We start from the raw sequence: 24420 nt of genomic DNA on the forward strand, positions 1-24420 counted from the left end.
ATGGCTTTGCGTCGGGTCGGTGCCGTGACGTTGACCGCACTCGCGGTCGTTCTCGCTCCCACCAGCACCGTGGTGGCGGCGGCCCAGGACCCGGTGCCCCCCGAGAGCGCCGGGACACAGACGGTCGACGAGGACCCCGAGTTTCTCGAACTGCACATCGACAACGTCACCCCGTCCACGGTCACCACCACCAGCGACCCCTTCGTCACCGTCACAGGCTCGGTGAAGAACATCGGCGACCGCACGGTCCGCGACGTCAGCGTGCGCTTGCAGCGCGCTCCCGCCGTCGCGAGCAGCGAAGGCCTCCGCACGTCCCTCACCCTCGATCAGTCCCGGTACGACACGGTCGGCATGTTCGACACGGTCGCGAGCCGCCTCGACGAAGGGCAGAGCAAGCAGTTCACGCTGTCGCTGCCATTGCGGTCCGACACCGACATCTCCCTCGACATCACCGAACCCGGCGTGTATCCGCTGATGGTGAACGTGAACGGCACCCCCGAGTACGGCGGGGCCGCGCGCCTCGACGACGCCCGTTTCCTGCTCCCCGTGTTCGGGGTCCCCGGCAGTCCGGCCGTGCCCCCGGACATCTCCAGTCCTGTCGCCGTCACCATGCTGTGGCCGCTCGCCGACCGGCCCCGGCTCGCGGCGGGGGTGCCCGGCTCCGTCACCGAACCGGTCCGTCTCGTCGACGACGACCTCGCGACCTCGCTCGCGGACGGCGGCCGGCTCGACGAACTGCTGGGCGCGGCGGAGTTCGCCACCCGGGAGAGCGTCGACCGCGACCACACGCTCCGCGACAGTCTGTGCCTGGCCGTCGACCCGGACCTGCTGATCACCGTCGAAAACATGACCCGCGGATATCTGGTGGTGGACGACCCGTCCGATCCCACCGGTTCCGCGCACGAGGGCGCCGGTAAGGATGCCGCGTCGGCGTGGCTCGACCGCGCCCGGTCGCTGGCCGCGTCCATGTGCACAACATCGGTGCCGTTCGCGCAGGCCGACCTGTCCGCGATCACCGAGGTCGCGAACCCGGACCTCACCGCGACCGCCGTCGAAACCCCCGCGGACATCGTCGACAACGTTCTGGGTGTCACGTCGCTGCGCAATTTCGTGTGGAGCGACGCCGGCGTGCTCGACGACGCGACGGCGCAGATGCTCCGCGGAGACGAGGCGACCACCACGCTCGTGGCCGCGAATTCCATCGACACGACCACACCCCGCGACAGCGCCCACGTCATCGAGGCGACACCGCCGCCCGCTCCCGTTCCCGCGAACGGGGAGACGACCCCGGCGGCCACCGAGACGCCCACGGCCACCGGAAGCGTCGACGCGCTGCTGTTCGATCCGTCCGTCGGCACGGCACTCGCCGCCATGGGGACGACACCGCAAACTCCCTCCTACACCCCCGAACGCGCGCGGTACGACCTCTCGGACGATTCCCAGACCGCACGACTGCAGGACGCACTCGGTGCGGTGTCGTGGTCTGCACTCGAACCCGGGGCCGCACGGGCCGCAGGCACGCCCCGATCGCTGATGGTGGTGCCGCCGCAGCTGTGGACGGCCGGCGCCGAGGACGCGAAGACGCTGCTGTCCACGGTGTCCTCGCTGATGCGCTCGGGGCTGGCGACGCCCAGACCGCTGTCCGCGATGCTGGGCCGTCAGCCCGGATCACCGGAGCTCGCGACCTTGGAGTACCCGGATCAGGCAGCCGAGGACGGCGTCCCCGCCCATATCCGCGACGCCGCCGCCACGCAGACGCCGCGGATCGAGGCACTGAACGCTGCTCTGGTCGACGACCCGCAGGCCCCGCTCACCCCGGAGCGATTCACGGCACCGCTGCGCGAGGACCTCCTGCGCTCCATGAGCCTCGCGCATCGCCGCGACGACGAACGGCGGTCCGCAGAAGAGGCGTCCGACGTGCGCGCCGACGAGGTGGCCGAAACCATGGACGACCTGTTCGGGGCCGTCACCGTCGTGTCGCCGGGCGGCGTCTACACGCTGGCGTCGGAACAGAGCCCGTTGCTGCTGGTGGCCAGGAACGACCTGCCCGTCGGAATCACCGTCCGTCTCCAGGTGGATGCGCCTTCGGGGATGACCATCACCGACATCGGCCCCACCACGCTGCCTCCGCGCGGCAGTCGCACCCTCACCGTTCCCACCGAGGCCAACGACTCCCGCAAGCTCGTCGTCAAATTCTCTCTGACCACCGCCGATGGACAGCAACTGGGAGAGCCGACCAGCGTGACGGTACGGTCCAACGCGTACGGGCAGGCGTTGGCGATACTGACAGCATGCGCGGGTGCTCTGCTGCTGTTCCTTGCCGGCCGCCGGCTGTGGCATCGATTCCGCGGCCAGCCGGATCCAGCTGACGAAGGGTACGAACGTTCATGACCGGGAACTTGCCCAGTAGGGGCCAGAGGCTTCCCGATCGCTCCCATCCCCGGGTCGCACCGTGGGAACGGGACCACTGGGCTCGGGAGATCCGGCCGGACGAGGCGCCGACGGTGCAGTTCGCGGCCATCCGCGTCGACCCCCCGCCGCCTCCGGTCCGGGACTCCGGGCCCTCGACGGCGCCGCAGAAGCAGAGCAACTCCCGACTGCTGGCGTCCACCGGTTCGATCGCGGTGGCGACGCTCGTCAGCCGCATCACCGGATTCGCCAAGCAGCTCCTCGTCCTGACGCTGCTGGGTGGGTCGGTGGCCAGCTCGTTCACCGTCGCCAGCCAGATCCCGAACATGATCTCCGAGCTCGTGCTGGGAGCGGTGCTCACCGCGATCGTGGTGCCCGTCCTGGTGCGCGCCGAACGCGAGGACCCGGACCAGGGTGCCGCGTTCGTGCGACGCCTGTTCACCGCCACGTGCGTGCTGCTCGGCACGGCGGCGCTGCTGGCGACCGCCGCGGCACCCGTGCTCACCACGCATGTGTTCCTGTCGGCCGACGGCAAGGTGAACACCTCTCTCACCACAGCTCTGTCCTATCTCCTCCTGCCCGCGATCCTGTTCTACGGACTGTCGGCGCTGCTCACGGCCATTCTCAACACCCGGCAGGTGTTCAAACCCGGTGCCTGGGCGCCGGTGCTGAACAACGTCGTGATGCTCACCGTGCTGGTGATCTACTACGCGACACCGGGGGAGATCACCCTCGACCCGGTGCGGATGAGCGACCCGAAACTGCTGGTCCTCGGTGTGGGCGTCACGCTCGGTGTCGTGGTGCAGGCGATGAGCCTGGTGCCTGCGATCCGGCGCGAGGGCATCTCGCTGAAACCGCTGTGGGGCCTCGACGACCGGCTCAAGCAGTTCGGCGGCATGGCCGTCGCGATCGTCCTGTACGTGCTGATCAGCCAGGCGGGCATGATCGTCGCCACCCGCATCTCGTCACACGCGGACGCGTCGGGTCCCGCGATCTACAACAACGCGTGGCTCCTGCTACAGCTGCCGTACGGCGTGCTCGGTGTGACGGTGCTGACGGCGATCATGCCGCGACTCAGCCGCAACGCCGCCGCCGACGACACCCCCGCCGTGGTCGACGACCTGTCCGTCGCCACCCGGCTGACGATGATCTCCCTCATCCCGATCATCACGTTCCTCACCTTCGCCGGCCCCGAGATCGGCCAGGCGCTCTACGGGTACGGCAATTTCGGGACCGGTGACGCCGAACGCCTCGGCCAGGCCGTCAGCTGGTCTGCCTTCACGCTCATTCCCTATTCCCTGGTGCTGATCCAGCTCCGTGTGTTCTACGCCCGCGAGCAGGCGTGGACCCCCACGTGGATCGTCCTGGGCATCACCGCGGTGAAGATCGCGCTGTCGGCGCTCACCCCGATGATCGCCTCCAGCGACGACCAGGTGGTCATCCTGCTCGGCGTGGCCAACGGCCTCGGCTACATCACCGGCGCGCTCGTCGGGGGCTGGCTGCTGCACCGCAGTCTCGGCAACCTTCAGATGGCGAACGTCGGCAAGACCGTATGGGTGGTGGTGCTCGCGTCGATGGCGGGTGCGCTCGTCATGCTCGGCGCCGACCGCCTCCTCGGGCTCGACCGTCTCACCAGTCTGTTCGGCGGTCCGGGCTCGATGGTCCGGGTCATGATCAGCGGCGTCCTCATGCTCGTCGTCACGTTCGTGATCCTCTGGTTCGCGAAGGTCCCCGAAATCGTGTCCATCACCGTCGCCGTCGCCCGCAAGGTTCGCGCCCTGCGCGGTCGCGGCGCCGCACCGGAACCGGAGGCCGACCCGCTCGCAGAGGCCGAAACAGAACTGATTCCCGTGGTCCGCGCCACACCGCACGACTTCGGGGCACAGCCGCGTGGTATCGAACGACCCGGTGGACTCCCGTACCCTGGACACGAGCGGGTCGGATCGCCGCCCGGTACTGGTCGGAGTTGGGCATTCGAGAATGAAGGAGTGAGGGTGAGCGACGACGACGTGGCCGGCAGCAAGAGAGCCGGAGGTTCTACGGTGCAAGCGTCCGAACGCGATTCGGCCGCCGCCCCCAACGGCATCGACGCCCCGACCACCCGGATCTCGTCCGAGTCGGCCTCCACCGACTCCGCGACGCCCGACAAGCAAGCCGGCGCCGACGCACCGCAGAAGAAGGACGCAGGCACGTCCGCGGGCTCCGCAGACACTCCGAAAACGGGGCAGAGCAAGGAGACCGGCGATCGGGCGGATGCGCAGACGAAGGCTGCGCCGAAGACTCCCGCGGACGATGCAGGCGAATCGCGCGGAGACACACGTCACATCGGCGCGGCACCCGCACGGGATCTCAGTTACGACACCGGCGTGATCCCGATCACACCGGCACCCGGACGTGAACCCGGCGCAGGCCCGCGTCGTACTCCCCGTGGCCCCAAGCTCATTCCCGGCGCGTCTGTCGCCGGCGGTCGGTACCGCCTGCTGACACCGCACGGCGGTTCGCGGGGACTGCAGTTCTGGCAGGCACTGGACGTCAAGCTCGACCGCGAAGTAGCGCTGACGTTCGTGGACGCCGAACAGCGCTCCACCTCGGCCGGTCCCGAAGGCCCGCAAGCCATTCTGTCGCGCACCCTGCGACTGGGCCGGATCAACTCGCCCGGACTCGCCCGCGTGCTCGACGTGGTCCGCGGCAGCTCCGGCGGCATCGTCGTCGCCGAGTGGACCCCGGGCCGCTCGCTGCGGGAGATGGCCGACACCAAGCCTTCACCGATCGGCGCCGCCAGTGCCATCCGCGCGCTCGCCGCGGCCGCCGAGACCGCACACCGGGCCGGTGGGGCACTGTCCATCGACCACCCCGACCGCGTCCGTATCAGCATCAACGGCGATGCCGTGCTGGCGTTCCCGGCCACGCTCGCCGACTCCGACTCGAGTTCCGACGTGCGTGGACTGGGCGCCATGCTCTACGCCCTCATCACCGCGCGCTGGCCGCTGGGCGACCCGTCCGCTCCCGCGGGTGACCCGTCGGGTTCGCGTCCGGGCAGCGTCGGCGGTATGCGACTGGCCGACCGCGACTCGAGCGGGCAGCCCATCGGACCGCGGGTGATCCGCCCGGAGGTCCCGTTCGAGATCTCCGCGGTGGCCCTGCGCTCGCTCGAGCCGAACGGCGGCATCCGCACGGCGGCCACCGTGCAGCACATTCTCGATCAGGCGTCCGTCGTCAACGACAAGACCGAATTCATCCCCGCGCTGCGGCTCGGGCAGCGGGGCCCCGGCACGCCCGGCCACGCTCTCGCCGACCCGGAAGCACTGGAGGCGGAGAAGAAGAAGTCCAACCGGATGATCGCGGCGCTCGTGGGCCTCGCGGTCGTCACGATCATCGTGCTGGCGCTCCTGGGCTTCTGGCTCGCGACGTTCCTCACGGGCAGCAGTTCCGACGCGCCGCTCACCGAACAGGACTTCGGACTCACCACTTCGGCCGAGGCTCCGCCCAACCCCGAGTCGCCTGCACCCGCGCCCGCCCCGGCGGCGAACGTCGCACCGGTCGCGCCCGCGGGGGCAACGGTGTTCTCGCCGCAGGGCACACCCGACTCCGCCGCGAACGCCCGGCTGGCCGTCGACGGCAACACGTCCACCGTGTGGAGCACCGACTCGTACTTCCAGCCCTTCCCCGCGCTGAAGAACGGTGTGGGCCTGATGGTCACGCTGGACGAGCCGGCGACCCTGTCGAGCGTGTGGATCAACTCGCCGACACCGGGCACCAACGTCGAGATCCGCAGCGCGCCGTCGGAGAACCCGACCCTCGACCAGACTCAGGTGCTCGGCTCGAAGGTCCTCGGGAACGGTGTCACCGAGATCCCGGTGAAGTCGGAGGGACCCACCAAGAACGTCCTGGTGTGGATCACCGGCCTGAGCAATTCCGGTGGCAAGAACCAATCGTCCATCGCCGACATCGGTTTCAACTCCGCGACGTAGTCGGCACCCAGTGCTCGCGGACCGGCGAACTGAGCTAACATCCGCCGGTGCGAATCTTCCGGGGGGATTCCGAGGGTGAGCCCTCGGACGTCGACCTTTTGGCTGCGCACGTCGCCGGAGATCGGCACGCCTTCGAGACGCTGCTCGGACGGCACTACGACCATCTGTGGCACGTCGCCAGACGCACCAGCTACACCACCGAGGATGCGGCGGACGCCCTGCAGGAGGCGCTGCTGTCGGCGCATCGCAACGCGGGCTCGTTCCGCCGGGACGCCGCGGTCCGGAGCTGGCTCCACACGATCGTGGTCAACGCCTGCCTCGACCGCATCCGCCGCAACAAGGCTCGTCCGGCGGTGTCCCTGTCCGCCGACGAGGACGACGAACCGCGCGACGCGCGCGATTACGTCTCCGAGGTGGAGCTCAGCCTGGTGGTCGAGCGCGCACTGGCGCAACTCCCGCCGGATCAGCGGACCGCGATCGTCGCCGTCGACCTCGAGGGTCGTTCGACCAGCGAGGCGGCCACCCTGCTGGGGGTTCCGGAAGGCACCGTGAAGAGCCGCTGCGCCCGCGGCCGGAAGAAGCTGGCCGCCTCTCTCGAATATTTTCGGATGGAGGGGAACCGATCATGACTCCAGGGCGTCAAAACGTAATAGAAGCGGGGAAGTGTCCCGACGTCCCGGACCGCGATGAATCGGTGAGGAGGTGCCATGGCCGACCGTGAATCCCACCCGTCCGATGCCGCGCTGCCTGCACCGCCGTACTCCGAGGACCTGTTGGCCGATCTGCACGCCGGAGCGCTCCCGGAGTCGGTCAGCGACCGCCTGTGGCCGCTCGTCCGGAACGACCCGCAGGCCATGGCCGTCATCGACGCACTCGACCGGGTCACCGATCAGCTCGGTGCGCTCGGACGCGATCATTCCGTCTCGACCCCGATTCCCGCCGACGTCGCCGACCGCATCAACCGCGCTCTCGCCGCGGAACGGGACACACCTGCCGAGGACACCGTCGTACCGCTCGCCCGGCGACGGAAGTGGGCTGCCGCGGCCGCGGGAACGTTCGCGGCGGCGGCCGCGGTCGTGGTGGCCGTCGCGGTCGTCACGCCGGACAGTCGGGAACCCGAGACACCGGCCGTTGCCCTGCCCAGTTCCGAAACGTCGCCGACACCAGCCGTTCTCGATCTGGGCAGCGATCTCGACTCCGGACGTCTCCTCACCGTGATCGGTTCGAGGCAGCTCGGACCGCTCGCGGATCCCGCACAATTGGCGGAATGCCTGCGCGCCAACGGTATCGAGGAGTCCCGCCCGCTTCTCGGTTCCGGTGAGGTTCGCCTCGACGGAGTTCCGGGGGTGCTGCTGCTGGTGGCCGCGCCGCGTCCGCCGCAGATCACGGCCCTGGTGGTGGGCAGCGAGTGCGGCCCGGGCGGCCCGGCGACGATCGCTGTCACCGATATCGGTTGATTCTCAGGATCTTTCCTGCTCCGAACGGGCGACCGGCATGAGCAGCTCGAGGATCTTCGCACGCAGTTCCGGAGTGTCGTCCTCGACGGCGATCAAGCTCGTGAACAGTGCGGCGCCGGCTGCGAGCACCAGCACCGCCGTCGCGGTGCTCGACCCACCACCGTCCTCGGATTCCTCACTCCCGAACAGCTGAGTGCTCGGCCCGCTGAATCCCCGCCAGAGCGCGGTGCGGAGATCGTCGTGGTCCCGGATCGCGGCCAGCAGACCCGGCGTGGCTGCTCGCACCTCCGGTCGTGAGAACAATTCGGCGCTGCCGGTCACCACCCAGCGGATCCAGCCTTCGCGATCGGTGCCCTCGAACGGTGTCAGGTCGGGTGTCGCACCGAGGATGGCGTCGAGAACGAGGTGGGCCTTCGAGGGCCACCGTCTGGTGATGGACGCCCTGCTCACCCCGGAGCGCGTCGCGATGGCGCGCATGCTCAGTTGTTCCCAGCCCGACTCCACGAGCATGGCCCGGGTGACCGCGAGGACGTCGGTGTCGATCCGCGGGTCGCGGGGGCGGCCGGTTCCAGTTGCATTCATTGGTTCGAATTGTGGGACAGAAGTGCCTTCCGCGCTATATCGTACCTATTACGAGTCCAGTGGCATCGTAATTCGAACAGGGCGGGCACATGAAGATCGCGGTCACCGGCGGCACCGGATACGTCGGCGCCCACACCACGCTGGCGCTCCTCGCTGCCGGCCACACGGTTCGACTGCTGGTGCTACCCGCCGAATCCTCCGATCACCTGCTCACCGCAGCCGGGGACGACGCCGCGGGGATCGAGCGGGTGGTCGGCGACATCCGTGACGCCGCGGCAGTCGCACGCCTCCTCGACGGATGCGACGCCCTGCTTCACGCTGCCGGGGTAGTGGGCACCGACGACCGTCGCGAGCAGCTGATGTGGGAGATCAACACGCAGGCCACCGCCGCGATTCTCACCCGGGCGGCCTTCCTCGGACTCGACCCGATCATCCACGTCGCGAGTTTCAGTGCCCTGTTTCCGTCACGCGACGCCGTCATCGGACCGGACAGTCCGACGGCGTCGGGCCGCAGCGCGTACGGCCGGACCAAAGCCGCCGCCGATCGCATCGCCCGCGCGCTCCAGGACGCGGGCGCCCCCGTGGTCATCACCTACCCGACGAGCGTCGTCGGTCCCGGGCTCGGATCCACGCAGGGCGTCACCGAACAGGGCTGGGGCGCGATCGTCAGCGGCGGGGTGGCGCCCCGGTTCGACGGCGGAATGCAGATGATCGACGTGCGCGACGTCGCGGCGGTCCACGCTGCGGCGATGCATCCAGGTCGCGGTCCCCGGCGCTACGTCTGCGGCGGCGAACTCGTCGAGTTCAACCAGCTCATCGACGTACTCGAACACTCCTCGGGCCGTCGACTCCGGCGCATCCCACTGTCGGGCAGCGCCTTTCGCACGATCGGCCGAATCGCCGACGTGATCGGCAAGTTCACACCCCTCAGCGCGGGGCTCAGTTACGAGGCCGCCTGGCTGCTCACCTCGGCGACCCCGACCGACGACTCGCGAACCCGCGACGAACTCGGGCTCACCTGGCGGCCTGCCCGCGCGGCGCTGGCCGCGACCTTCGCCTGAAAACCCTCACACCACCACCCTCGAAGGCAGACCACCATGACCGTTCCACCGCACCCCGGTATCTGGGAGCCCGCCCGCCTGGGTCCCCTGACGCTGCGCAACCGCATCGTGAAGGCAGCCACGTTCGAGGGCGTCATGCCGCGCGGCCGGGTCACCGACCGACTCGTCGACTTCCACGCCGAGGTCGCTCGCGGCGGCGCCGCACTGACGACCGTCGCGTACTGCGCCGTCTCACCCGGCGGACGCGTCCACGCGAACACCCTCGTGCTCGACCGCGCCCGCATCCCCGACCTGCGCCGGCTCACCGACGCCGTTCACGCCGAAGGGGGATTGGTCGCGGCGCAGATCGGTCATGCCGGTCTGGTCGCGAACACCCAGTCCAACCGCACCAAGACCCTCGCGCCGTCCACGCGCCTCAGCCCGCCCGCCATGGGTCTGGTGAGGGGTGCCACCCGGGAACAACTCGACCAGGTCACCCGCGACTTCGAGAACTCGGCGCGCAACGCCGTCGACGCCGGATTCGACGCGATCGAGGTCCACCTCGGCCACAACTACCTCCTCAGCTCGTTCATGAGCCCCAACCTCAACAAGCGGACCGACGAGTACGGGGGCAGCCTGGAGCGGCGGGCGGCCTTCCCCCGGCGAGTGGTCGAGAGAGTGCGCCACGCCGTCGGCGACTCAGTGGCCGTCACGGCCAAATTCAACATGACGGACGGTGTTCCGAAAGGGCTGTGGCTCGACGACAGTCTCCGCATCGCCCAGCTCCTCGAAGCCGACGGGCACCTCGACGCACTGCAACTCACCGGCGGCAGCTCGTTGCTCAACGGGATGTATTTCTTCCGCGGCGAGGTCCCGATGGCGGAATTCGTTGCCTCACAGCCCAAGTTGGTGGGCTGGGGCCTGAAGGTGTACGGACCGCGCATCTTTCCCACCTACCCGTTCGAGGAAGCGTTCTTCCTCCCGATGGCCCGGCAGTTCCGTGAGGCCCTGTCGATGCCCCTCATCCTGCTCGGCGGCGTCAACAGGCTCGACACCATCGAGAACGCACTCGGCGAAGGGTTCGAGTTCGTCGCGATGGCGCGCGCCCTGCTCCGCGACCCGGACCTCGTCAACAAATTCCGCGACCTGCACGTGCCCGAGGGTCTCTGCATCCACTGCAACAAATGCATGCCCACCATCTACACGGGCACGCGCTGCGTCATCCGGGAGACTCTGCGCTGATCAGGGCGCCTGCGAGGGGAGCGACCGGTATCACCTGCAGTCGGGGAACAACACCCTTTAGTCTTGTGTTGATCCATACGACTGAGCACCCCTCACTACTGGAAGGCCCGCATGACCACTCCATCGACGGTTCATGAACTCATCATCGTTGGTTCGGGACCTGCCGGATACACCGCAGCCGTCTACGCGGCGCGCGCGGAACTCGAACCGCTGCAGTTCGAGGGGACCCAGTTCGGTGGCGCCCTCATGACCACCACCGAGGTCGAGAACTTCCCCGGATTCCGTGAGGGAATCATGGGACCCGACCTGATGGACCAGATGCGCGAGCAGGCCAAGCGCTTCGGCACCGATATCCGCACCGAGGACGTCGAGGAACTCGACCTCACCGGCCCGATCAAGAAGGTCGTCGTGAACGGCGAGACCTACCAGGCGCACGCAGTCGTGCTGGCAATGGGCGCCGCAGCCCGTTACCTGGGGATTCCGGGGGAGGAGAAGTTGCTCGGCCGCGGCGTCAGCGCCTGCGCCACCTGCGACGGATTCTTCTTCAAGGATCAGGACATCGTCGTGGTCGGCGGCGGCGACTCCGCCATGGAGGAGGCCACCTTCCTCACCCGCTTCGCCCGCAGCGTCACCGTGGTGCACCGCCGCGAGGAGTTCCGCGCGTCCCGCATCATGCTCGAGCGCGCCAAGGCGAACGCAAAGATCCGGTTCGTGACCAACGCCGCGCCCGTCGAGGTCCTGGGCGAGAACAGCGTCACCGGACTCGTGATCCGCGACACCGTCACCGGTGAGACCTCCACGCTGGACGTCACCGGCATGTTCGTCGCCATCGGTCACGACCCGCGCAGCGAACTCGTCAAGGGACAGGTCGACCTCGACGACGCCGGATACGTGATCGTCAAGACGCCGACCACCGCCACCTCCGTGGACGGAGTCTTCGCCGCAGGCGACCTGGTCGATCACATCTACCAGCAGGCGATCACCGCGGCCGGCACCGGATGTTCCGCGGCGATGGATGCCGAGCGCTGGCTGGCAGAGCGCGGCGACATCACCGCCAACACCGTCGCCGCCGCCGGCTCACCGGTCGACGCCTAGCACTCCACAAATACCCACCGACCACCTCGAGTAAGGGAAATCCCCGTGTCGAATACCGTCACCATCACCGATGATTCGTTCCAGCAGGACGTCATTTCCAGCGACAAGCCTGTCCTCGTCGACTTCTGGGCCACCTGGTGCGGTCCGTGCAAGATGATCGCCCCCGTCCTGGAGGAGATCGCCGGTGAGCACAGCGACAAGCTGACCATCGCGAAGCTCGACATCGACGCCAACCCGGGCGCTGCCCGCGACTTCCAGGTCATGTCGATCCCCACGCTGATCCTGTTCAAGGACGGCAAGCCGATCAACACGATCGTCGGCACCAAGGGCAAGGCTGCGCTGCTGAAAGAGCTCGCCGACGTTCTCTGATCGACACCCGAACACCCCGCGCGATTCCCGATTTTGTGGGAATCTCTGAGACAATCGATCGATGTGCTCCAGTCGCATCAGCTAGACCGACCGGAACACATCGATCGTTTTGTTTGTACCGAGACTCGTAAGTACTCGTTGATTCGGACTGAGAGGCCCTGAAACATGCACCGACTCCGTCACGGCGACCATGGTCCGGCCGTCGCTGAGATTCGGGGCACTCTGGCCGGTCTCGGTTTCCTGCACAACGGCGTCGCCGACACCCGGCGCGAGGGCACCAACGGTTCGCACTGGATCGCTCCCGACGCCGTGTTCGATCACCACCTGGACAGCGCCGTACGGGCCTTCCAGCAGCAGCGTGGGCTTCTCGTCGACGGAATCGTGGGTCCTGCCACGTACCGGTCCATGAAAGAGGCGTCGTACCGCCTGGGCGCGCGCACGCTGATCTACCAGCTCTCCGCACCGCTCTACGGCGACGACGTCGCCACCCTGCAGACCCGCCTGCAGGATCTCGGGTTCTACGTCGGTCGCGTCGACGGGTTCTTCGGCCCGCAGACCCACGATTCGCTGTCCTCGTTCCAGCGGGAGATCGGGATCGCCGCCGACGGCATCTGCGGTCCGGCAACCCTGCGGTCGCTCGAGTTGCTCGGCACCCGCGTCACCGGTGGGTCACCGCATGCGATGAGCGAAGAAGAAATGGTTCGTAGCTCCGGACCCCAGCTGAGCGGCAAGCGGATCGTCATCGATCCGGGCCTCGGCGGCGACACCTACGGCACCATCGTGCGGTCCGCGTACGGCACGATCTCCGAGTCCGACATCCTGTGGGACCTCGCCAGCCGCCTCGAGGGCCGCATGGCCGCGACGGGCATGGAGACGTTCCTGTCCCGCCCGCACCACGCCAATCCCACGGACATCGAACGCGCCTCCACGTCGAACGCCTTCGATGCCGACCTAATGATCTCGTTGCGCTGCGATGGAAACACCAGCCCGTCCGCCAACGGTGTCGCGAGCTTCCACTTCGGCAACTCGCACGGTTCGACGTCGATGATCGGTCAGGTTCTCACCGGATTCATTCAGCGGGAAATCGTGGCGCGCACGCCGCTACAGGATTGCCGGACCCACGGCCGCACCTGGGACCTGCTGCGCCTGACGAACATGCCGACCGTGCAGATCGACCTCGGTTACCTCACCAACGACCTCGACGCCGCGGTGCTCTCCAACCCGCGGGCGCGCGACGCCATCGCCGAAGCGATCCTCATCTCCGTCAAGCGTCTGTACCTGCTCGGTCAGGACGATCAGCCGACCGGAACGTTCACGTTCGCCGAGTTGCTCGCCGAAGAGCTGTCTTCCTCCGAACGTTCCTGACTTCTCGTTCCCGAACGCTCAGTGCGCACCGACAGGTGTGCGCTCCCCGATGTCGACCATGCTCACCGTCGCGGTGTGGATCAGACGCTCCAAGGCAGCCTCGACGTCTTCCTTCCACCCGTGATCCCGGTTCAGCTCGAGCCGTAGGCGCGGGAACCGATGATGGGGCGCGACGATCTCGAAGCCGTTGTCCTCGAGGAAATCGGCCGGGATCATGCACTCCTCCGGGGAGCACTCGCGCGCCGCTGTGGCTGACGCCATCCCATGGGTGTCGATCGGCCCGGTTCCGTCGGTGTTGCGGATACCGAACGCCTCGAGCGCGCGAACACCGCGCCGCACCAGATCGGCCACCACGGCTTGGATCAACGTGGTTCCCAGATTCTGTTCTTCCCCGGCAGGCTCGAGCCGAAGGCTGGTGAGCAGGACGGCGTCGGCACCGACCGGAGCGGTCGGGAGAAGCTGCGCGCGCGGCACGGTCCGTGGGGGAGCGTAGAGGGCGCTGCCGACCGGCTTCCCGTCCATGACGGCAACCTGGCCGCACGAACCCCATTCGAGCATGACCATGGAGAGCCAGGCTTCCTTCTCGAACTCCTGGTCGCAGAATCCGCGCGAACTGTGGATGGCCGCGGGATCCATTTCCCAGAAGACACAGCGACGAGCGTGGGCGGAGAGCTTGTCCAAGCCGTCGAGAGTGAGCGATGTGACGTGAGTCGACACTGGCTAGCTCAGCCTCCATATGTCACTACCGCAGATCATTCGACATCCTCTGGTATTCAACGTTATTCGCCCCCGATAGTTCTGCTGGAGTCGGTCCGTCAGCGGCCACTGTCACAGTGACGGATCACCCGCGGGTACTTCTACCTCTCTCAGGCGCTCATGAATCGGCCTTCTGTGCCTCCATCATCCCAACGATCCTCTGAAGATCGTCCACCGAACCGAACTCGACCACAATCTTGCCCTTGCGCTTGCCGAGGCTGACCGTGACCCTCGTGTCGAACGAATCCGACAGCCGCTCCGCGACGTCCTGCAGGCCCGGCATCTGGATCGGCTTGCGACGCTGGGCGGGCTGCGCCGCCTGGTCGTCGCTGCGGTTGGCGAGCGTCACCGCCTCCTCCGTCGCGCGAACGGACATGCCCTCCGCGACGATGCGTGCCGCCATCACCTCTTGCGCGTCGGCTCCGGCCTCGAGCGACAGCAGGGCGCGAGCGTGACCGGCGGACAGCACACCCGCCGCGACGCGTCGTTGCACGGGAATCGGCAACTTCAGCAGTCGGATCATGTTCGTCACGACGGGACGCGAGCGGCCGATCTTCGCCGCCAGTTCCTCGTGGGTCACCTCGAACTCTTCGAGCAACTGCTGATACGCCGCCGCCTCTTCGAGAGGGTTCAGCTGGACGCGGTGGATGTTCTCCAGGAGCGCGTCGCGGAGCATGGCGTCGTCGCCGGTCTCGCGGACGATCGCCGGGATCGTCTCCAGCTCGGCTTCCTGGCTGGCACGCCACCGACGCTCGCCCATGACGAGTTGGAACTTGCCGTCGTCGAGCGGCCGCACCACGATCGGCTGCATCAGCCCGAACTCGCGGATCGAGTGGACGAGCTCGGCGAGAGCGTCGTCGTCGAACACCTGACGCGGCTGCTTGGGGTTCCGCTCGATCAGGTCGGGAGCGATCTCCCGGTACACCGCTCCGGTGGGGGAGGGGAGGGGTTGAGCACCGTTGCCGGATGCGCCGTCGGCGCCGTTGCTCCCTCCGTTGTTTCCCGTGGACGCGGGAGCGGTCTTCTTCTCGGTCGCAGAGTCCGAAGAGTCGGGTGCGGGAGCGGTCAGTACGTTGCGCCGGTCCGCACCGATCACAACGTCGGCGGCGGCGTTGCCCAGCCCCGGTCCCGTCGTGGTCGGTCCCGTAGGAATGAGCGCAGCCAGTCCACGGCCAAGTCCACCCTTTCGCGTCTGACTCATCGCTGCTCCTGCTTCGTGATGTGTGCGGTGCGTGCTGCGAGTTCACGTCCCGCGTCGAGGTAACTCATGGCTCCCCGCGAACCGGGGTCGTAGTCGAGCACGGTCATCCCGTACCCGGGAGCTTCGGACACCTTGACGCTGCGGGGAATGACAGCGCGGAGCACGGCGTCACCGAAGTGGGTGCGAACCTCTTCGGCCACCTGGTCGGCCAACTTGGTGCGACCGTCGTACATCGTGAGAAGGACCGTCGACACGTGGAGGTCCGGGTTGAGGTGCGCCTGCACCAGTTCGATATTCCGCAGCAGCTGTCCCACACCCTCGAGGGCGTAGTACTCGCACTGGATCGGAATCAGCACTTCCTTGGCCGCGACCATCGCGTTCACCGTGAGCAGTCCGAGTGAGGGCGGGCAGTCGATCAGGATGAAGTCGGCATCGACCTCGCCGAGAGCCTTCTCCGAGAGCGCGCCCTTCAGCCGCCCCTCGCGGGCGACCATGGAGACCAATTCGATCTCGGCGCCGGCGAGGTCGATCGTGGCCGGAATGCAGAACAACCGGTCGTTGTGCGGGCTCTTCTGGATGGCTTCCGCAGCGGTCACCTCACCGAGGAGAAGCTCATAGCTGGATGGCACACCGGAGTGGTGGGCGACGCCCAACGCGGTGCTGGCATTGCCCTGTGGGTCGAGGTCGATCACCAGAACGGTGAGCCCCTGTACCGCGAGGGCGGATGCAAGGTTGACCGCGCTCGTCGTCTTGCCGACGCCACCCTTCTGATTGGCGATCGTGAGGATTCGCCGTTCGGGTGGTTTCGGCAGGCTCACCGAGTGGGGGTGCAGAACCTGACTTGCGCGGTGCGCGGCCGCACCGATCGGAGTCTCCTCGACGGAGATTCCGTTGTAGGGGGCCGTGAATCCGTCGTCTCCGTTCCCGGAGCTCGTCGCCTGGTCGGATTGATGGTCGGTTTCACGTGAAGCTGTTTCACGTGAAACGGCGGATTCAGGCCCACCCGACATTGACTACTCCTTCGATTGGGAATCGCTCGTTACTCGACATACTCACTCCCTGGTCACCGTGCACATCGTCATCGACGCTGACGGCGTTTCGGTACACGTTCTGCGCGAACGACAACGGTGGGGACAGGAAGCAGGCCCACTCCGCATTCCACGATATCCAGCTTGCCAGCACCCAACCGAGTCAGGGAAGCGCGATCACGGGAAATCTCTTCGGCGGCGCTCGAACCTTTCAATGCGAGCATTCTCCCATGCTCGTGGATCAGCGGCAGCGACCACTTGGCCAATTTCTCCAGCGGTGCCACCGCGCGGGAAGTGACGACGTCGGCACCGCCCGCTTCCTTCACCACACCCGACTCCTCGGCGCGGCCCCGCACCACGAGCACGTCCAGACCGTTCGACTCGACGAACTCGGCGAGGTACACCGACCGACGCAGCAGCGGCTCCACCAACGTGATCCGGAGATCGGGACGGGCGATAGCGAGAGGGATACCGGGCAACCCGGCACCGCTTCCGACGTCGACGACCGACTCGCCCTCGGCGATCAACTCACCGACGACGGCACAGTTGAGGAGGTGACGTTCCCAGAGTCGCGGAACCTCTCGCGGTCCGATCAACCCCCGCTCGACACCGTCGGTCGCCAACGACTTGTAGTAGCGCTCCGCGATATCGAATCGTTCACCGAACACCTGGCGTGCCGCCGCTTGTTCGTCCCATTCGGCCGGCTCTCCACCATTCGGTTCCACGTGAAACATCCTCCCGCGAATAACGCGAAATCAACAAACACAGTTTCTTTATTATCCGCCCTCGCTCGCGACTATGTCCCTTAACTCGAACGCGCAACGCCGGAACAGTGTCGAGCCGCACCCCCTTCCGGTGGGGGAGGGGAGGGGTTGGGTCGTTCGCCGTCGCTGATGATCGACAGCGGGGAGATCCCTCCGCGGATGTTTCACGTGGAACAGGCGAACTCGTGCAGGAGCAGAACTCGAGAGTGCCGATAGACCCGGCCGGTTAAATCCTTGGCCCCGGCATGCCCGCATTGATCACGGCGCGCGCGGGGCCCACTCGGTGCGGTCGGCGCGAGTGTGGCACGCGAGACTTGTCCGAACTTCATCGCGTTTGTCGCGGGCAGTTTCACGTGGAACAACTGTCCTGGTTTCAGTGGAACAGACCGAGGTCGCTGCAACCGCGTCCGCGCATCAGCGGCAGTCTTCCCGAGCGCGCGGGCGCAAGCCTCCAGCGAATGACATCGCGTCGAACCTCCCCAAGGGGAAGCAGCCGTCCACGCCTGCCCGACGCTACCTTCTCGGCAGCTCCACTCGACTCAACCCTGATTTCTCAATCATCACAGTGACGAAACTCCCGGGTGTGGTTGGGTGGGTGAAACTACAACCAAAATTGCTTCGAAAACGCTCGAGAACGACGGTCCGGGAACTCCGAATCCGCCATGCGTCAGACAGTAGTGTCCGGGAAAGAGTGGTGCTCGTGAGCGACGAGCCACCGACCATCTTCCTTCCGCAACCCCACTGTGAGGCGGAGTCGATTCTCTGGATTGTCGGCGAGTTCCGCTTCCATTCCACAGCGGAGGAGGGCATGGGCAAACGCAACGTCTTCGCCGGCCGTCACATCCAACGACACCATCTCGAATCGGGCACCCATCGATTGCCATTCGAAGAACGGCGGCCATGTCTCGCGATACGCATCGATTCCGCGAGCACCCTCGAATGGCGGTGGCACGTCGAACATCACGATGTCATCGGAGTGGTTCGCCAGAACCCCTGCCATGTCGCCATCGTGCACGGCCTGCGCCCAGCGTTCGATCAGGTTCCGTATCGTCTGTTCGTCTTCGCTCATCGTTCACTCCATCCAGTCGACGGCACCGGTTCGGTCCCCTCGATGATGTGGACTTCGAGCGGGATCCAAACTCATCGCGTCGACGCAGCCTCGCGTGAATCGTATGTCTCAGGACATCGCGAACACTCACAGATCGTTCGGTGACTGTCGCCGGATCGGCGGCGCCGAGGGCGTAGGTGGATCCAGCACTCGCCTTCACGACTTCAGCAGTGGGCCGCGCCAAGAGTACGGGAGGATCAACTCATCGCTTCACCCACAATGCACCGACGGATTCACGTGTAAGCGGCCACTGAAAACTGAGATCTCCGCTTCCGAAGTATGGGTCCGGGACGACGAGGGCGCGATCGGACGATAGCGCCACCGCCAGGCCGAGACCCACCACTGCCACGGCAGCGTCGGGGCGAATGTCCTGAACTGCAAGCCCGCCGACCCCGAGCCAAATGGATCGTCGACGCGCACCCCGGGGAAACCAGGAGACACGCATGCGCCTGCCGACCGGATCGATGCCGAGGTGCAGATCCAGTCCTCGCGCGACTACGAATCCGGACCGGGATCGACAAACTACGGCGGCGTCGTGATCGGCCGACACTCGACCTCTCGGTGGGGGAGGGGAGGGGTTGGTGTTTCACGTGAAACGAAACGAAGCCAAAGTGACGAATCACGGCATACGGATAGACAAAAAGACGGGGCTCCCGGAGGTGAATCCGGGAGCCCCGCCTAGGTGATGCTTGTGTGGATCAGTCCTTGATGACGACCACGCGACGTGAAGGCTCGGCGCCTTCGCTCTCGCTCGAAACGCCATCGACCTTGGCGACTGCGTCGTGAACGATCTTGCGCTCGAACGGTGTCATCGGAGCGAGCTCCTCGCGTTCGCCGCTCTCGAGTACGCGGCGCGCAGCCGAGGAACCCAGCTCGGTCAGCTCGGCACGACGGCCGGCACGCCATCCGGCGATGTCGAGCATCAGGCGACTACGTTCACCCGTCGCCTGCTGCACGGCGAGGCGAGTCAGTTCCTGAAGTGCGTCCAGAACCTCACCCTTGCGCCCGACCAACTTGGTGAGATCGTCTCCACCGTCGATGCTGACAACAGCACGGTCGCCCTCGACGTCCAGGTCGATATCGCCGTCGAAGTCGAGTACGTCGAGCAGCTGCTCCAGGTAGTCGCCGGCGATTTCCCCTTCCTCGATCAGGTAGTCGTCAGAATCGGAATCCACCTCGGTGTCCGGGTTCTGCGTCGGTGCAGTCACGTCTGTCTCATCTCCGTCCACTGCGATGTCAGGCTCACTAGCCATGCTCGTTCTCTTTTCTGAATCAGCGCCGCTTGCGCTTGGGGGACTTTCCGCGGTTGGACTGGGGGCGGGCACCGGGCTTCGGCTTCGACGTACCTGCGGCCGAACCGTCACCACTCACCTGATCGGAGGCGCTGTCTTCGATGACGCCCTCGACGATCTCCGGCTCGTCCGCCGAGGAAGAACCGTCCGTTGCGGTCGCGGACTTCTTCTTTTTCTTGGTGAGATCGGGACGGGCACCGGGCTTCGGAGCGTTGTCCGCCCGGCGTGCGATGGCAGCCTGCTTCTTCTCTTCCTCTTCTTGGTCGATGCGACGGAAGACGATGTGCTGCTGCCCGTAGGTCCAGATGTTGTTACTCACCCAGTACAGAAGGATCGCGATGGGGAGGAACGGACCACCGACGAGCACACCGAGCGGGAAGACCCAGAGCGCGAGCTTGTTCATGATCGCGGACTGCGGGTTGGCGGCGGCCTCGGGGCTCTGCCGCGCAACGGAGGCACGCGAGTTGAAGTGGGTCGCGATGCTGGCGATGATCATCAGCGGAACCGCGACGACCGCGATATTCAGCACGGTGGGAATCGGACCGTACGCAGCGAACGCGTCGAGCTGCGCCTTCGGCATCGTGATCCAGGCCGAGATGGGTGCACCGAACAGTCGGGCACTCAGGAAGGACTGAACGTCCTCCACGCTGAAGAAGTAGTTCGGCGTGTTCGCGTTGGCCTCGACCGACATGCCGAGCTGACCGATACCGGTGCCGGTGCGGTTGAACGAGCGAAGCACGTGGAACAGGCCGATGAAGACCGGCGCCTGCGCGAGAACAGGGAGACAGCCCATGATGGGGTTGAACCCGTGCTCCTTCTGGAGCTTCTGCATCTCGACGGCCTGACGCTGGCGGTCGCCGGAATACTTCTTCTGCAGCGCCTTGATCTGCGGCTGAAGTTCCTGCATCTGACGCGTCGTACGAACCTGCTTGACGAACGGCTTGTACAGCACGGCACGCAGCGTGAACACGAGGAACACGACGGAGAGCGCCCACGTGATACCGCTGTCCGGACCCAGGAAGGGAATGGCACCGAAAACCTTGTGCCAGACCCACAGGATCCCGGACACCGGATAGTAAATGAAGTCGAGCACGGCTCTATGTACTCCTCTGTTCGTCCACGTTCGCCGGACAGCAACGTCGGCCACCCGCATGACGGTCGTGACGGGCAGGGACCGGGTCCCACCCACCAGGGTGCCAGGGGGCACACTTCGCCAACCGAACCACCGTCAAAAAAAGGCCTTTGATCACCCCGTGGGTACGCAGGGACTCCACCGCGTACTCGCTACAGGTCGGCATGAACCGGCAGGTCGGCATCCTCAGGGGCGACACATACGTCCGGTAGAGCTCGATAAAGAAGATGAGAGTGCGCGCCGGTAACGCACGGACCGACTTCCACGCGGAAGAGGCCGAGGAGGTGGCCTCGGCCGTGTCGGCGCGCGACTCGTGGAGTGCGCTTTTCATGCGGAGTTACTCACGGGCGCAAGAAGGTCCAATCGAAGGAGACCTGCACGAAGTTGCTTCTCCAGGTCCCGGCTACTTGCAGTCGCAGCTCCCGGAAGAGCACGAATCACCACATCGGTTCCCCGCGGAACCACGTCCACGAGGTCGATGCAGATATGACGAAGCCGGCGTGCGACTCGATGTCGAATCACCGCCGGCCCGACAGCCTTACTCACAACCAGTCCGAATCGCGGACCGCCGCTACTCACCAGCTCATCTGCCTGTGCACGGTCGAATGCGTGCACAACCAGGTCGCGTCTTCCCATCCGACGACCACGTCGCACAGTCAGCGAAAAATCTGAATGACGACGCAATCGGTGCGGCTCAGGCAACACCCCGAGCTCCCGAACCCAGTGTCGGGATCAGGCGGTGAGGGATTCGCGGCCCTTACGGCGACGCGCCGAAACGATTGCACGACCCGCACGGGTCCGCATACGAAGACGGAAGCCGTGAACGCGCGCGCGGCGTCGGTTGTTCGGCTGGAACGTCCGCTTGCCCTTGGCCACGGTCAACACTCCTCGAAGTTCATCGACGCCTCCCGGCGTCATGGATCTAACATTGGCGAAAACTCAGGTGTTCATCCACAGGGTGGGGATGGAACGACTTCGAAACTGGACTCGAGCCAGCACGAAACCGCCACCTCACCACAGGGTGACTGTTCGAGAGTACTTACCACTCACGGTCAGGTCAAACTCGCTCACCTGCGATTCCCCCGCGAATCGGTTGACCGACACGCCGAGGATCGACAAATGCTTGCACCCCAACTTCCAATGTGCCAAACCGCTGTGAGCTTGCCGACACTGTTGCTAGCGTCTATGCATGGTCTCGCCGATGAACCCTGATCGAGTGCCCAGCTCTCGACTTCACCGTTCTCATCTGCATATTCACCACAATTCATCCACAGGGCACAGATGGTGTGCCGCTTCGGATCGCCACGAGGGTTGTTGACACCCTTCCCTTCCCGGGTCCTCGAACCCACTCATCCAGGTTTCGCATGCATAAGCGCAGGTCAGCGCGCTCGATCTGGACTCCTCGCCACGCAACGGCGTCTCGACAGGAGGCGTCTGCACTTTGTCCACATCTGTGGATAATTGTGTGGAAACACAGTTCAGATGGCATATTCGTAGGTCCGTACGGGGTCCATCCTCAGGTCGGGGAAGCTCCCAATTCCACCTCGACGACGGCACCGACACTCGACTCGGCACGGCTGGCGCCGAGTCCGCGAACACACTGGGGAGGAACCACGTGAACGACGATCCGAATGCGCTCGCACGGATCTGGATCGACGTCGTCGCAGACCTCACATCCGATTCGCCCGGCGGCGATCTGCCGCCGCTGACGAGGGGACAGAAGGCGTGGTTGGCGCTCGTCAAACCGCTGACGCTCGCACAGGGCTTCGCGCTCCTGTCCGTTCCGTCGCCCTTCGCGCAGGAGGCGATCGAGCGGGATCTCCGTGAGCCGATTCTCCACGCCCTCGGCCGGCATCTCGGTGAGCAGGTTGAAGGCCTCGGTGTGCGTATCGCGGCCCCGGTCGACGACGAACCCGAATCCGAGCCTCCGAGCCGGGACCACCGGCCCGAGCCGGAACCCATCCACACTCCTCGCCACCTCGAGCCTTCCGTCACCAGTTCCGGGTCGTTCCGCAGGCGCCGCTTCGGCTCCGGTGAGGATCAGCCCTACTCCGACACGACGGACTTCGAGGAAGTCGACGACGACCGCGAGGCCCTCGCCAGCGTCCACGAATCCTGGCCGTCGTACTTCACGAAGCCGCCGTCGGGCCCTCCACCGTCGGCGACCGGGGGGAACAGCCTCAACGCGAAGTACACGTTCGACACGTTCGTGATCGGCTCGTCCAACCGGTTCGCCCACGCCGCGGCCGTCGCCATCGCCGAGGCTCCGGCGCGCGCGTACAACCCGTTGTTCGTGTGGGGTGCGTCCGGCCTCGGCAAGACGCACCTCTTGCACGCCGCCGGCCACTACGCCCAGCGACTGTTCCCGGGGATGCGGGTGAAGTACGTCTCCACCGAGGAATTCACCAACGACTTCATCAACAGCCTCCGCGACGACCGCAAGGTGGCGTTCAAGCGCCGCTACCGCGAGACCGACGTGCTGCTGGTCGACGACATCCAGTTCATCGAGGGCAAGGAAGGTATCCAGGAGGAGTTCTTCCACACCTTCAACACCCTGCACAACGCGAACAAGCAGATCGTCGTCTCGTCCGACCGGCCGCCGAAGCAGTTGGCGACACTCGAGGAACGACTGCGGACCAGGTTCGAATGGGGCCTGATCACCGACGTTCAGCCACCCGAACTCGAGACCCGCATCGCGATCCTCAGCAAGAAGGCCCGAATGGACCGGCTCGAGGTGCCCGACGACGTCCTCGAGTTGATCGCCTCCCGGATCGAACGCAACATCCGGGAACTCGAGGGTGCCCTCATCCGCGTGACGGCGTTCGCGTCCCTGAACAGGCAACCCCTGGACCTCACGCTCGCCGAGGTGGTGCTACGTGACCTGATGCCGGACTCGTCGAGTCTCGAGATCAATGCGGCGACGATCATGGCGGTCACCGCGGAGTACTTCAACATGTCCATCGACGACCTCTGCGGCCCCGGCAAGGCACGTCCGCTGGCGTCCGCGCGCCAGATCTCGATGTACCTGTGCCGCGAGCTCACCGATCTGTCCCTGCCGAAGATCGGGCAGACGTTCGGCCGCGACCACACCACCGTCATGTACGCGGACAAGAAGATTCGCAAGGAGATGACGGAGCGGCGGAAGGTCTACGACCAGGTCCAGGAGCTCACTGCCCGGATCAAGCAGCGTTCCAAGAGGTAGTCGCCGACCCCTGCCTCTCCTGTGCCCCTGGTAGCTCGCCTACCGGGGGCACAGGTCGTTTCGGGGGGACCGCAGTCCCGCGGGCAACTCGAGGGGCTCCTCGAGCCGGTCCTCGAGGGTTGGCTCGAGCGGGTCCTCGAGGTACCGCTCGAGGGCCTACTCGAGGCTCGCGCGACCCCCCGCTAACACGACACGCCGGTGCAACACGCCGACGCCAGGACCTGGGATAAAGCATGCACACCTGTGGATAAGTGTGGGGATGAGGTGGAATCTCTGTGGACAGAACGTGCAGAACTTTGAACAACCTCGAGTAGTCCACATGGGTGCCGGATCGGTCCTCGAGTTTGTCCTCGAGAATTCCCCATACGACGACGCGGAAGGACCTGCGTCTACACGCCTTCGTCCAC

Annotated in this window: 21 protein-coding genes; 10 read left to right on the top strand and 11 right to left on the bottom strand. The window is 66.1% G+C overall.

Features of this window, described 5'->3' with window-relative positions:
• From DTA22_RS17795 to DTA22_RS17810, 4 genes are all read left to right on the top strand, one after another.
• Positions 1–2391, top strand: a complete 2391-nt coding sequence (locus tag DTA22_RS17795; protein WP_037234881.1) for a DUF6049 family protein — start codon at positions 1–3, stop codon at positions 2389–2391.
• A gap of 113 nt (positions 2392–2504) precedes the next feature.
• Positions 2505–6380 (top strand): murein biosynthesis integral membrane protein MurJ, encoded by a 3876-nt coding sequence (gene murJ / locus DTA22_RS17800; RefSeq protein WP_112300292.1) that lies wholly within the window; start codon positions 2505–2507, stop codon positions 6378–6380.
• Positions 6381–6427: 47 nt separating this feature from the next.
• On the top strand, positions 6428–7009 hold the full coding sequence (gene sigM, locus DTA22_RS17805; protein WP_112300293.1) for an RNA polymerase sigma factor SigM: 582 nt from the start codon (positions 6428–6430) through the stop codon (positions 7007–7009).
• Positions 7010–7087: 78 nt separating this feature from the next.
• Complete coding sequence (locus tag DTA22_RS17810; RefSeq protein WP_112300294.1) at positions 7088–7837, top strand: hypothetical protein; 750 nt, start codon at positions 7088–7090, stop codon at positions 7835–7837.
• Between the two features lie 3 nt (positions 7838–7840).
• Here DTA22_RS17810 and DTA22_RS17815 read toward each other — a convergent pair whose 3' ends face one another.
• Positions 7841–8419, bottom strand: coding sequence for a TetR/AcrR family transcriptional regulator (locus DTA22_RS17815; protein ID WP_037234900.1), 579 nt, complete (start codon positions 8417–8419; stop codon positions 7841–7843).
• An 89-nt stretch (positions 8420–8508) separates the two neighbouring features.
• On the opposite strand from DTA22_RS17815, the gene DTA22_RS17820 reads away from it, so the two are divergent.
• The 5 genes from DTA22_RS17820 (at position 8509) to DTA22_RS17840 (ending at position 13530) form a co-directional block, all read left to right on the top strand.
• Positions 8509–9480: an NAD-dependent epimerase/dehydratase family protein gene (locus tag DTA22_RS17820; protein ID WP_112300295.1), complete on the top strand. Its 972-nt coding sequence runs from the start codon at positions 8509–8511 to the stop codon at positions 9478–9480.
• A gap of 36 nt (positions 9481–9516) precedes the next feature.
• Positions 9517–10701, top strand: coding sequence for a 4,4'-dithiodibutanoate disulfide reductase (gene nox, locus DTA22_RS17825; RefSeq protein WP_112300296.1), 1185 nt, complete (start codon positions 9517–9519; stop codon positions 10699–10701).
• Positions 10702–10812: 111 nt separating this feature from the next.
• Positions 10813–11796 (top strand): thioredoxin-disulfide reductase, encoded by a 984-nt coding sequence (trxB, locus tag DTA22_RS17830; protein ID WP_007301433.1) that lies wholly within the window; start codon positions 10813–10815, stop codon positions 11794–11796.
• A gap of 45 nt (positions 11797–11841) precedes the next feature.
• Positions 11842–12165 (top strand): thioredoxin, encoded by a 324-nt coding sequence (gene trxA, locus DTA22_RS17835; protein WP_005249122.1) that lies wholly within the window; start codon positions 11842–11844, stop codon positions 12163–12165.
• Positions 12166–12330: 165 nt separating this feature from the next.
• Complete coding sequence (locus tag DTA22_RS17840) at positions 12331–13530, top strand: N-acetylmuramoyl-L-alanine amidase (RefSeq protein WP_009476734.1); 1200 nt, start codon at positions 12331–12333, stop codon at positions 13528–13530.
• An 18-nt stretch (positions 13531–13548) separates the two neighbouring features.
• Here the strand turns inward: DTA22_RS17840 and DTA22_RS17845 are convergent, their stop codons facing one another.
• The 10 genes from DTA22_RS17845 to rpmH form a co-directional block, all read right to left on the bottom strand.
• Positions 13549–14247 carry a GNAT family N-acetyltransferase gene (locus tag DTA22_RS17845; RefSeq protein ID WP_005560833.1) on the bottom strand — a complete coding sequence of 233 codons (699 nt, stop codon included), beginning with the start codon at positions 14245–14247 and terminating at the stop codon, positions 13549–13551.
• A 157-nt stretch (positions 14248–14404) separates the two neighbouring features.
• Positions 14405–15487, bottom strand: coding sequence for a ParB/RepB/Spo0J family partition protein (locus DTA22_RS17850; RefSeq protein WP_037234914.1), 1083 nt, complete (start codon positions 15485–15487; stop codon positions 14405–14407).
• A complete protein-coding gene (locus tag DTA22_RS17855; RefSeq protein WP_112300297.1) occupies positions 15484–16497 on the bottom strand; it encodes a ParA family protein in 1014 nt (337 codons plus the stop codon). The genes DTA22_RS17850 and DTA22_RS17855 overlap by 4 nt, the downstream gene beginning before the upstream one ends.
• A gap of 68 nt (positions 16498–16565) precedes the next feature.
• Positions 16566–17249 (bottom strand): 16S rRNA (guanine(527)-N(7))-methyltransferase RsmG, encoded by a 684-nt coding sequence (gene rsmG / locus DTA22_RS17860; protein ID WP_005249117.1) that lies wholly within the window; start codon positions 17247–17249, stop codon positions 16566–16568.
• Positions 17250–17946: 697 nt separating this feature from the next.
• Entirely contained in the window at positions 17947–18348 is a 402-nt protein-coding gene (locus tag DTA22_RS17865; RefSeq protein WP_112300298.1) for a YybH family protein, read from the bottom strand.
• A gap of 737 nt (positions 18349–19085) precedes the next feature.
• The gene (locus tag DTA22_RS17870) at positions 19086–19640 is read right to left on the bottom strand and encodes a Jag family protein (RefSeq protein WP_037234922.1); all 555 of its coding nucleotides are present in this window, start codon (positions 19638–19640) and stop codon (positions 19086–19088) included.
• Between the two features lie 19 nt (positions 19641–19659).
• Positions 19660–20772 (bottom strand): membrane protein insertase YidC, encoded by a 1113-nt coding sequence (gene yidC, locus DTA22_RS17875; protein WP_112300299.1) that lies wholly within the window; start codon positions 20770–20772, stop codon positions 19660–19662.
• A gap of 4 nt (positions 20773–20776) precedes the next feature.
• The gene (gene yidD / locus DTA22_RS17880; protein WP_037234928.1) at positions 20777–21142 is read right to left on the bottom strand and encodes a membrane protein insertion efficiency factor YidD; all 366 of its coding nucleotides are present in this window, start codon (positions 21140–21142) and stop codon (positions 20777–20779) included.
• Complete coding sequence (rnpA, locus tag DTA22_RS17885; protein ID WP_005249110.1) at positions 21139–21516, bottom strand: ribonuclease P protein component; 378 nt, start codon at positions 21514–21516, stop codon at positions 21139–21141. The genes yidD and rnpA overlap by 4 nt, the downstream gene beginning before the upstream one ends.
• 27 nt (positions 21517–21543) lie before the next feature.
• Positions 21544–21687, bottom strand: coding sequence for a 50S ribosomal protein L34 (gene rpmH, locus DTA22_RS17890; protein WP_005263481.1), 144 nt, complete (start codon positions 21685–21687; stop codon positions 21544–21546).
• Positions 21688–22426: 739 nt separating this feature from the next.
• Here rpmH and dnaA point away from each other — a divergent pair.
• Positions 22427–24013, top strand: a complete 1587-nt coding sequence (gene dnaA, locus DTA22_RS17895; protein WP_037234935.1) for a chromosomal replication initiator protein DnaA — start codon at positions 22427–22429, stop codon at positions 24011–24013.
• Positions 24014–24420 lie beyond the last annotated feature (407 nt).

The sequence above is a fragment of the Rhodococcus wratislaviensis genome (genome assembly GCF_900455735.1).
Lineage (GTDB): Bacteria > Actinomycetota > Actinomycetes > Mycobacteriales > Mycobacteriaceae > Rhodococcus_F > Rhodococcus_F wratislaviensis.

Bases quoted from the DNA above. Each gene is read 5' to 3' on its own strand.
- DTA22_RS17820 (WP_112300295.1), top strand. From the start codon at position 8,509: ATGAAGATCGCGGTCACCGGCGGCACCGGATACGTCGGCGCCCACACC.
- DTA22_RS17850 (WP_037234914.1), bottom strand. From the start codon at position 15,487: ATGAGTCAGACGCGAAAGGGTGGACTTGGCCGTGGACTGGCTGCGCTC.
- DTA22_RS17815 (WP_037234900.1), bottom strand. From the start codon at position 8,419: ATGAATGCAACTGGAACCGGCCGCCCCCGCGACCCGCGGATCGACACC.
- nox (WP_112300296.1), top strand. From the start codon at position 9,517: ATGACCGTTCCACCGCACCCCGGTATCTGGGAGCCCGCCCGCCTGGGT.
- DTA22_RS17870 (WP_037234922.1), bottom strand. From the start codon at position 19,640: ATGGCTAGTGAGCCTGACATCGCAGTGGACGGAGATGAGACAGACGTG.
- rsmG (WP_005249117.1), bottom strand. From the start codon at position 17,249: ATGTTTCACGTGGAACCGAATGGTGGAGAGCCGGCCGAATGGGACGAA.
- DTA22_RS17865 (WP_112300298.1), bottom strand. From the start codon at position 18,348: ATGAGCGAAGACGAACAGACGATACGGAACCTGATCGAACGCTGGGCG.
- DTA22_RS17855 (WP_112300297.1), bottom strand. From the start codon at position 16,497: ATGTCGGGTGGGCCTGAATCCGCCGTTTCACGTGAAACAGCTTCACGT.
- trxB (WP_007301433.1), top strand. From the start codon at position 10,813: ATGACCACTCCATCGACGGTTCATGAACTCATCATCGTTGGTTCGGGA.
- DTA22_RS17840 (WP_009476734.1), top strand. From the start codon at position 12,331: ATGCACCGACTCCGTCACGGCGACCATGGTCCGGCCGTCGCTGAGATT.
- DTA22_RS17795 (WP_037234881.1), top strand. From the start codon at position 1: ATGGCTTTGCGTCGGGTCGGTGCCGTGACGTTGACCGCACTCGCGGTC.
- DTA22_RS17810 (WP_112300294.1), top strand. From the start codon at position 7,088: ATGGCCGACCGTGAATCCCACCCGTCCGATGCCGCGCTGCCTGCACCG.
- yidD (WP_037234928.1), bottom strand. From the start codon at position 21,142: ATGAAAAGCGCACTCCACGAGTCGCGCGCCGACACGGCCGAGGCCACC.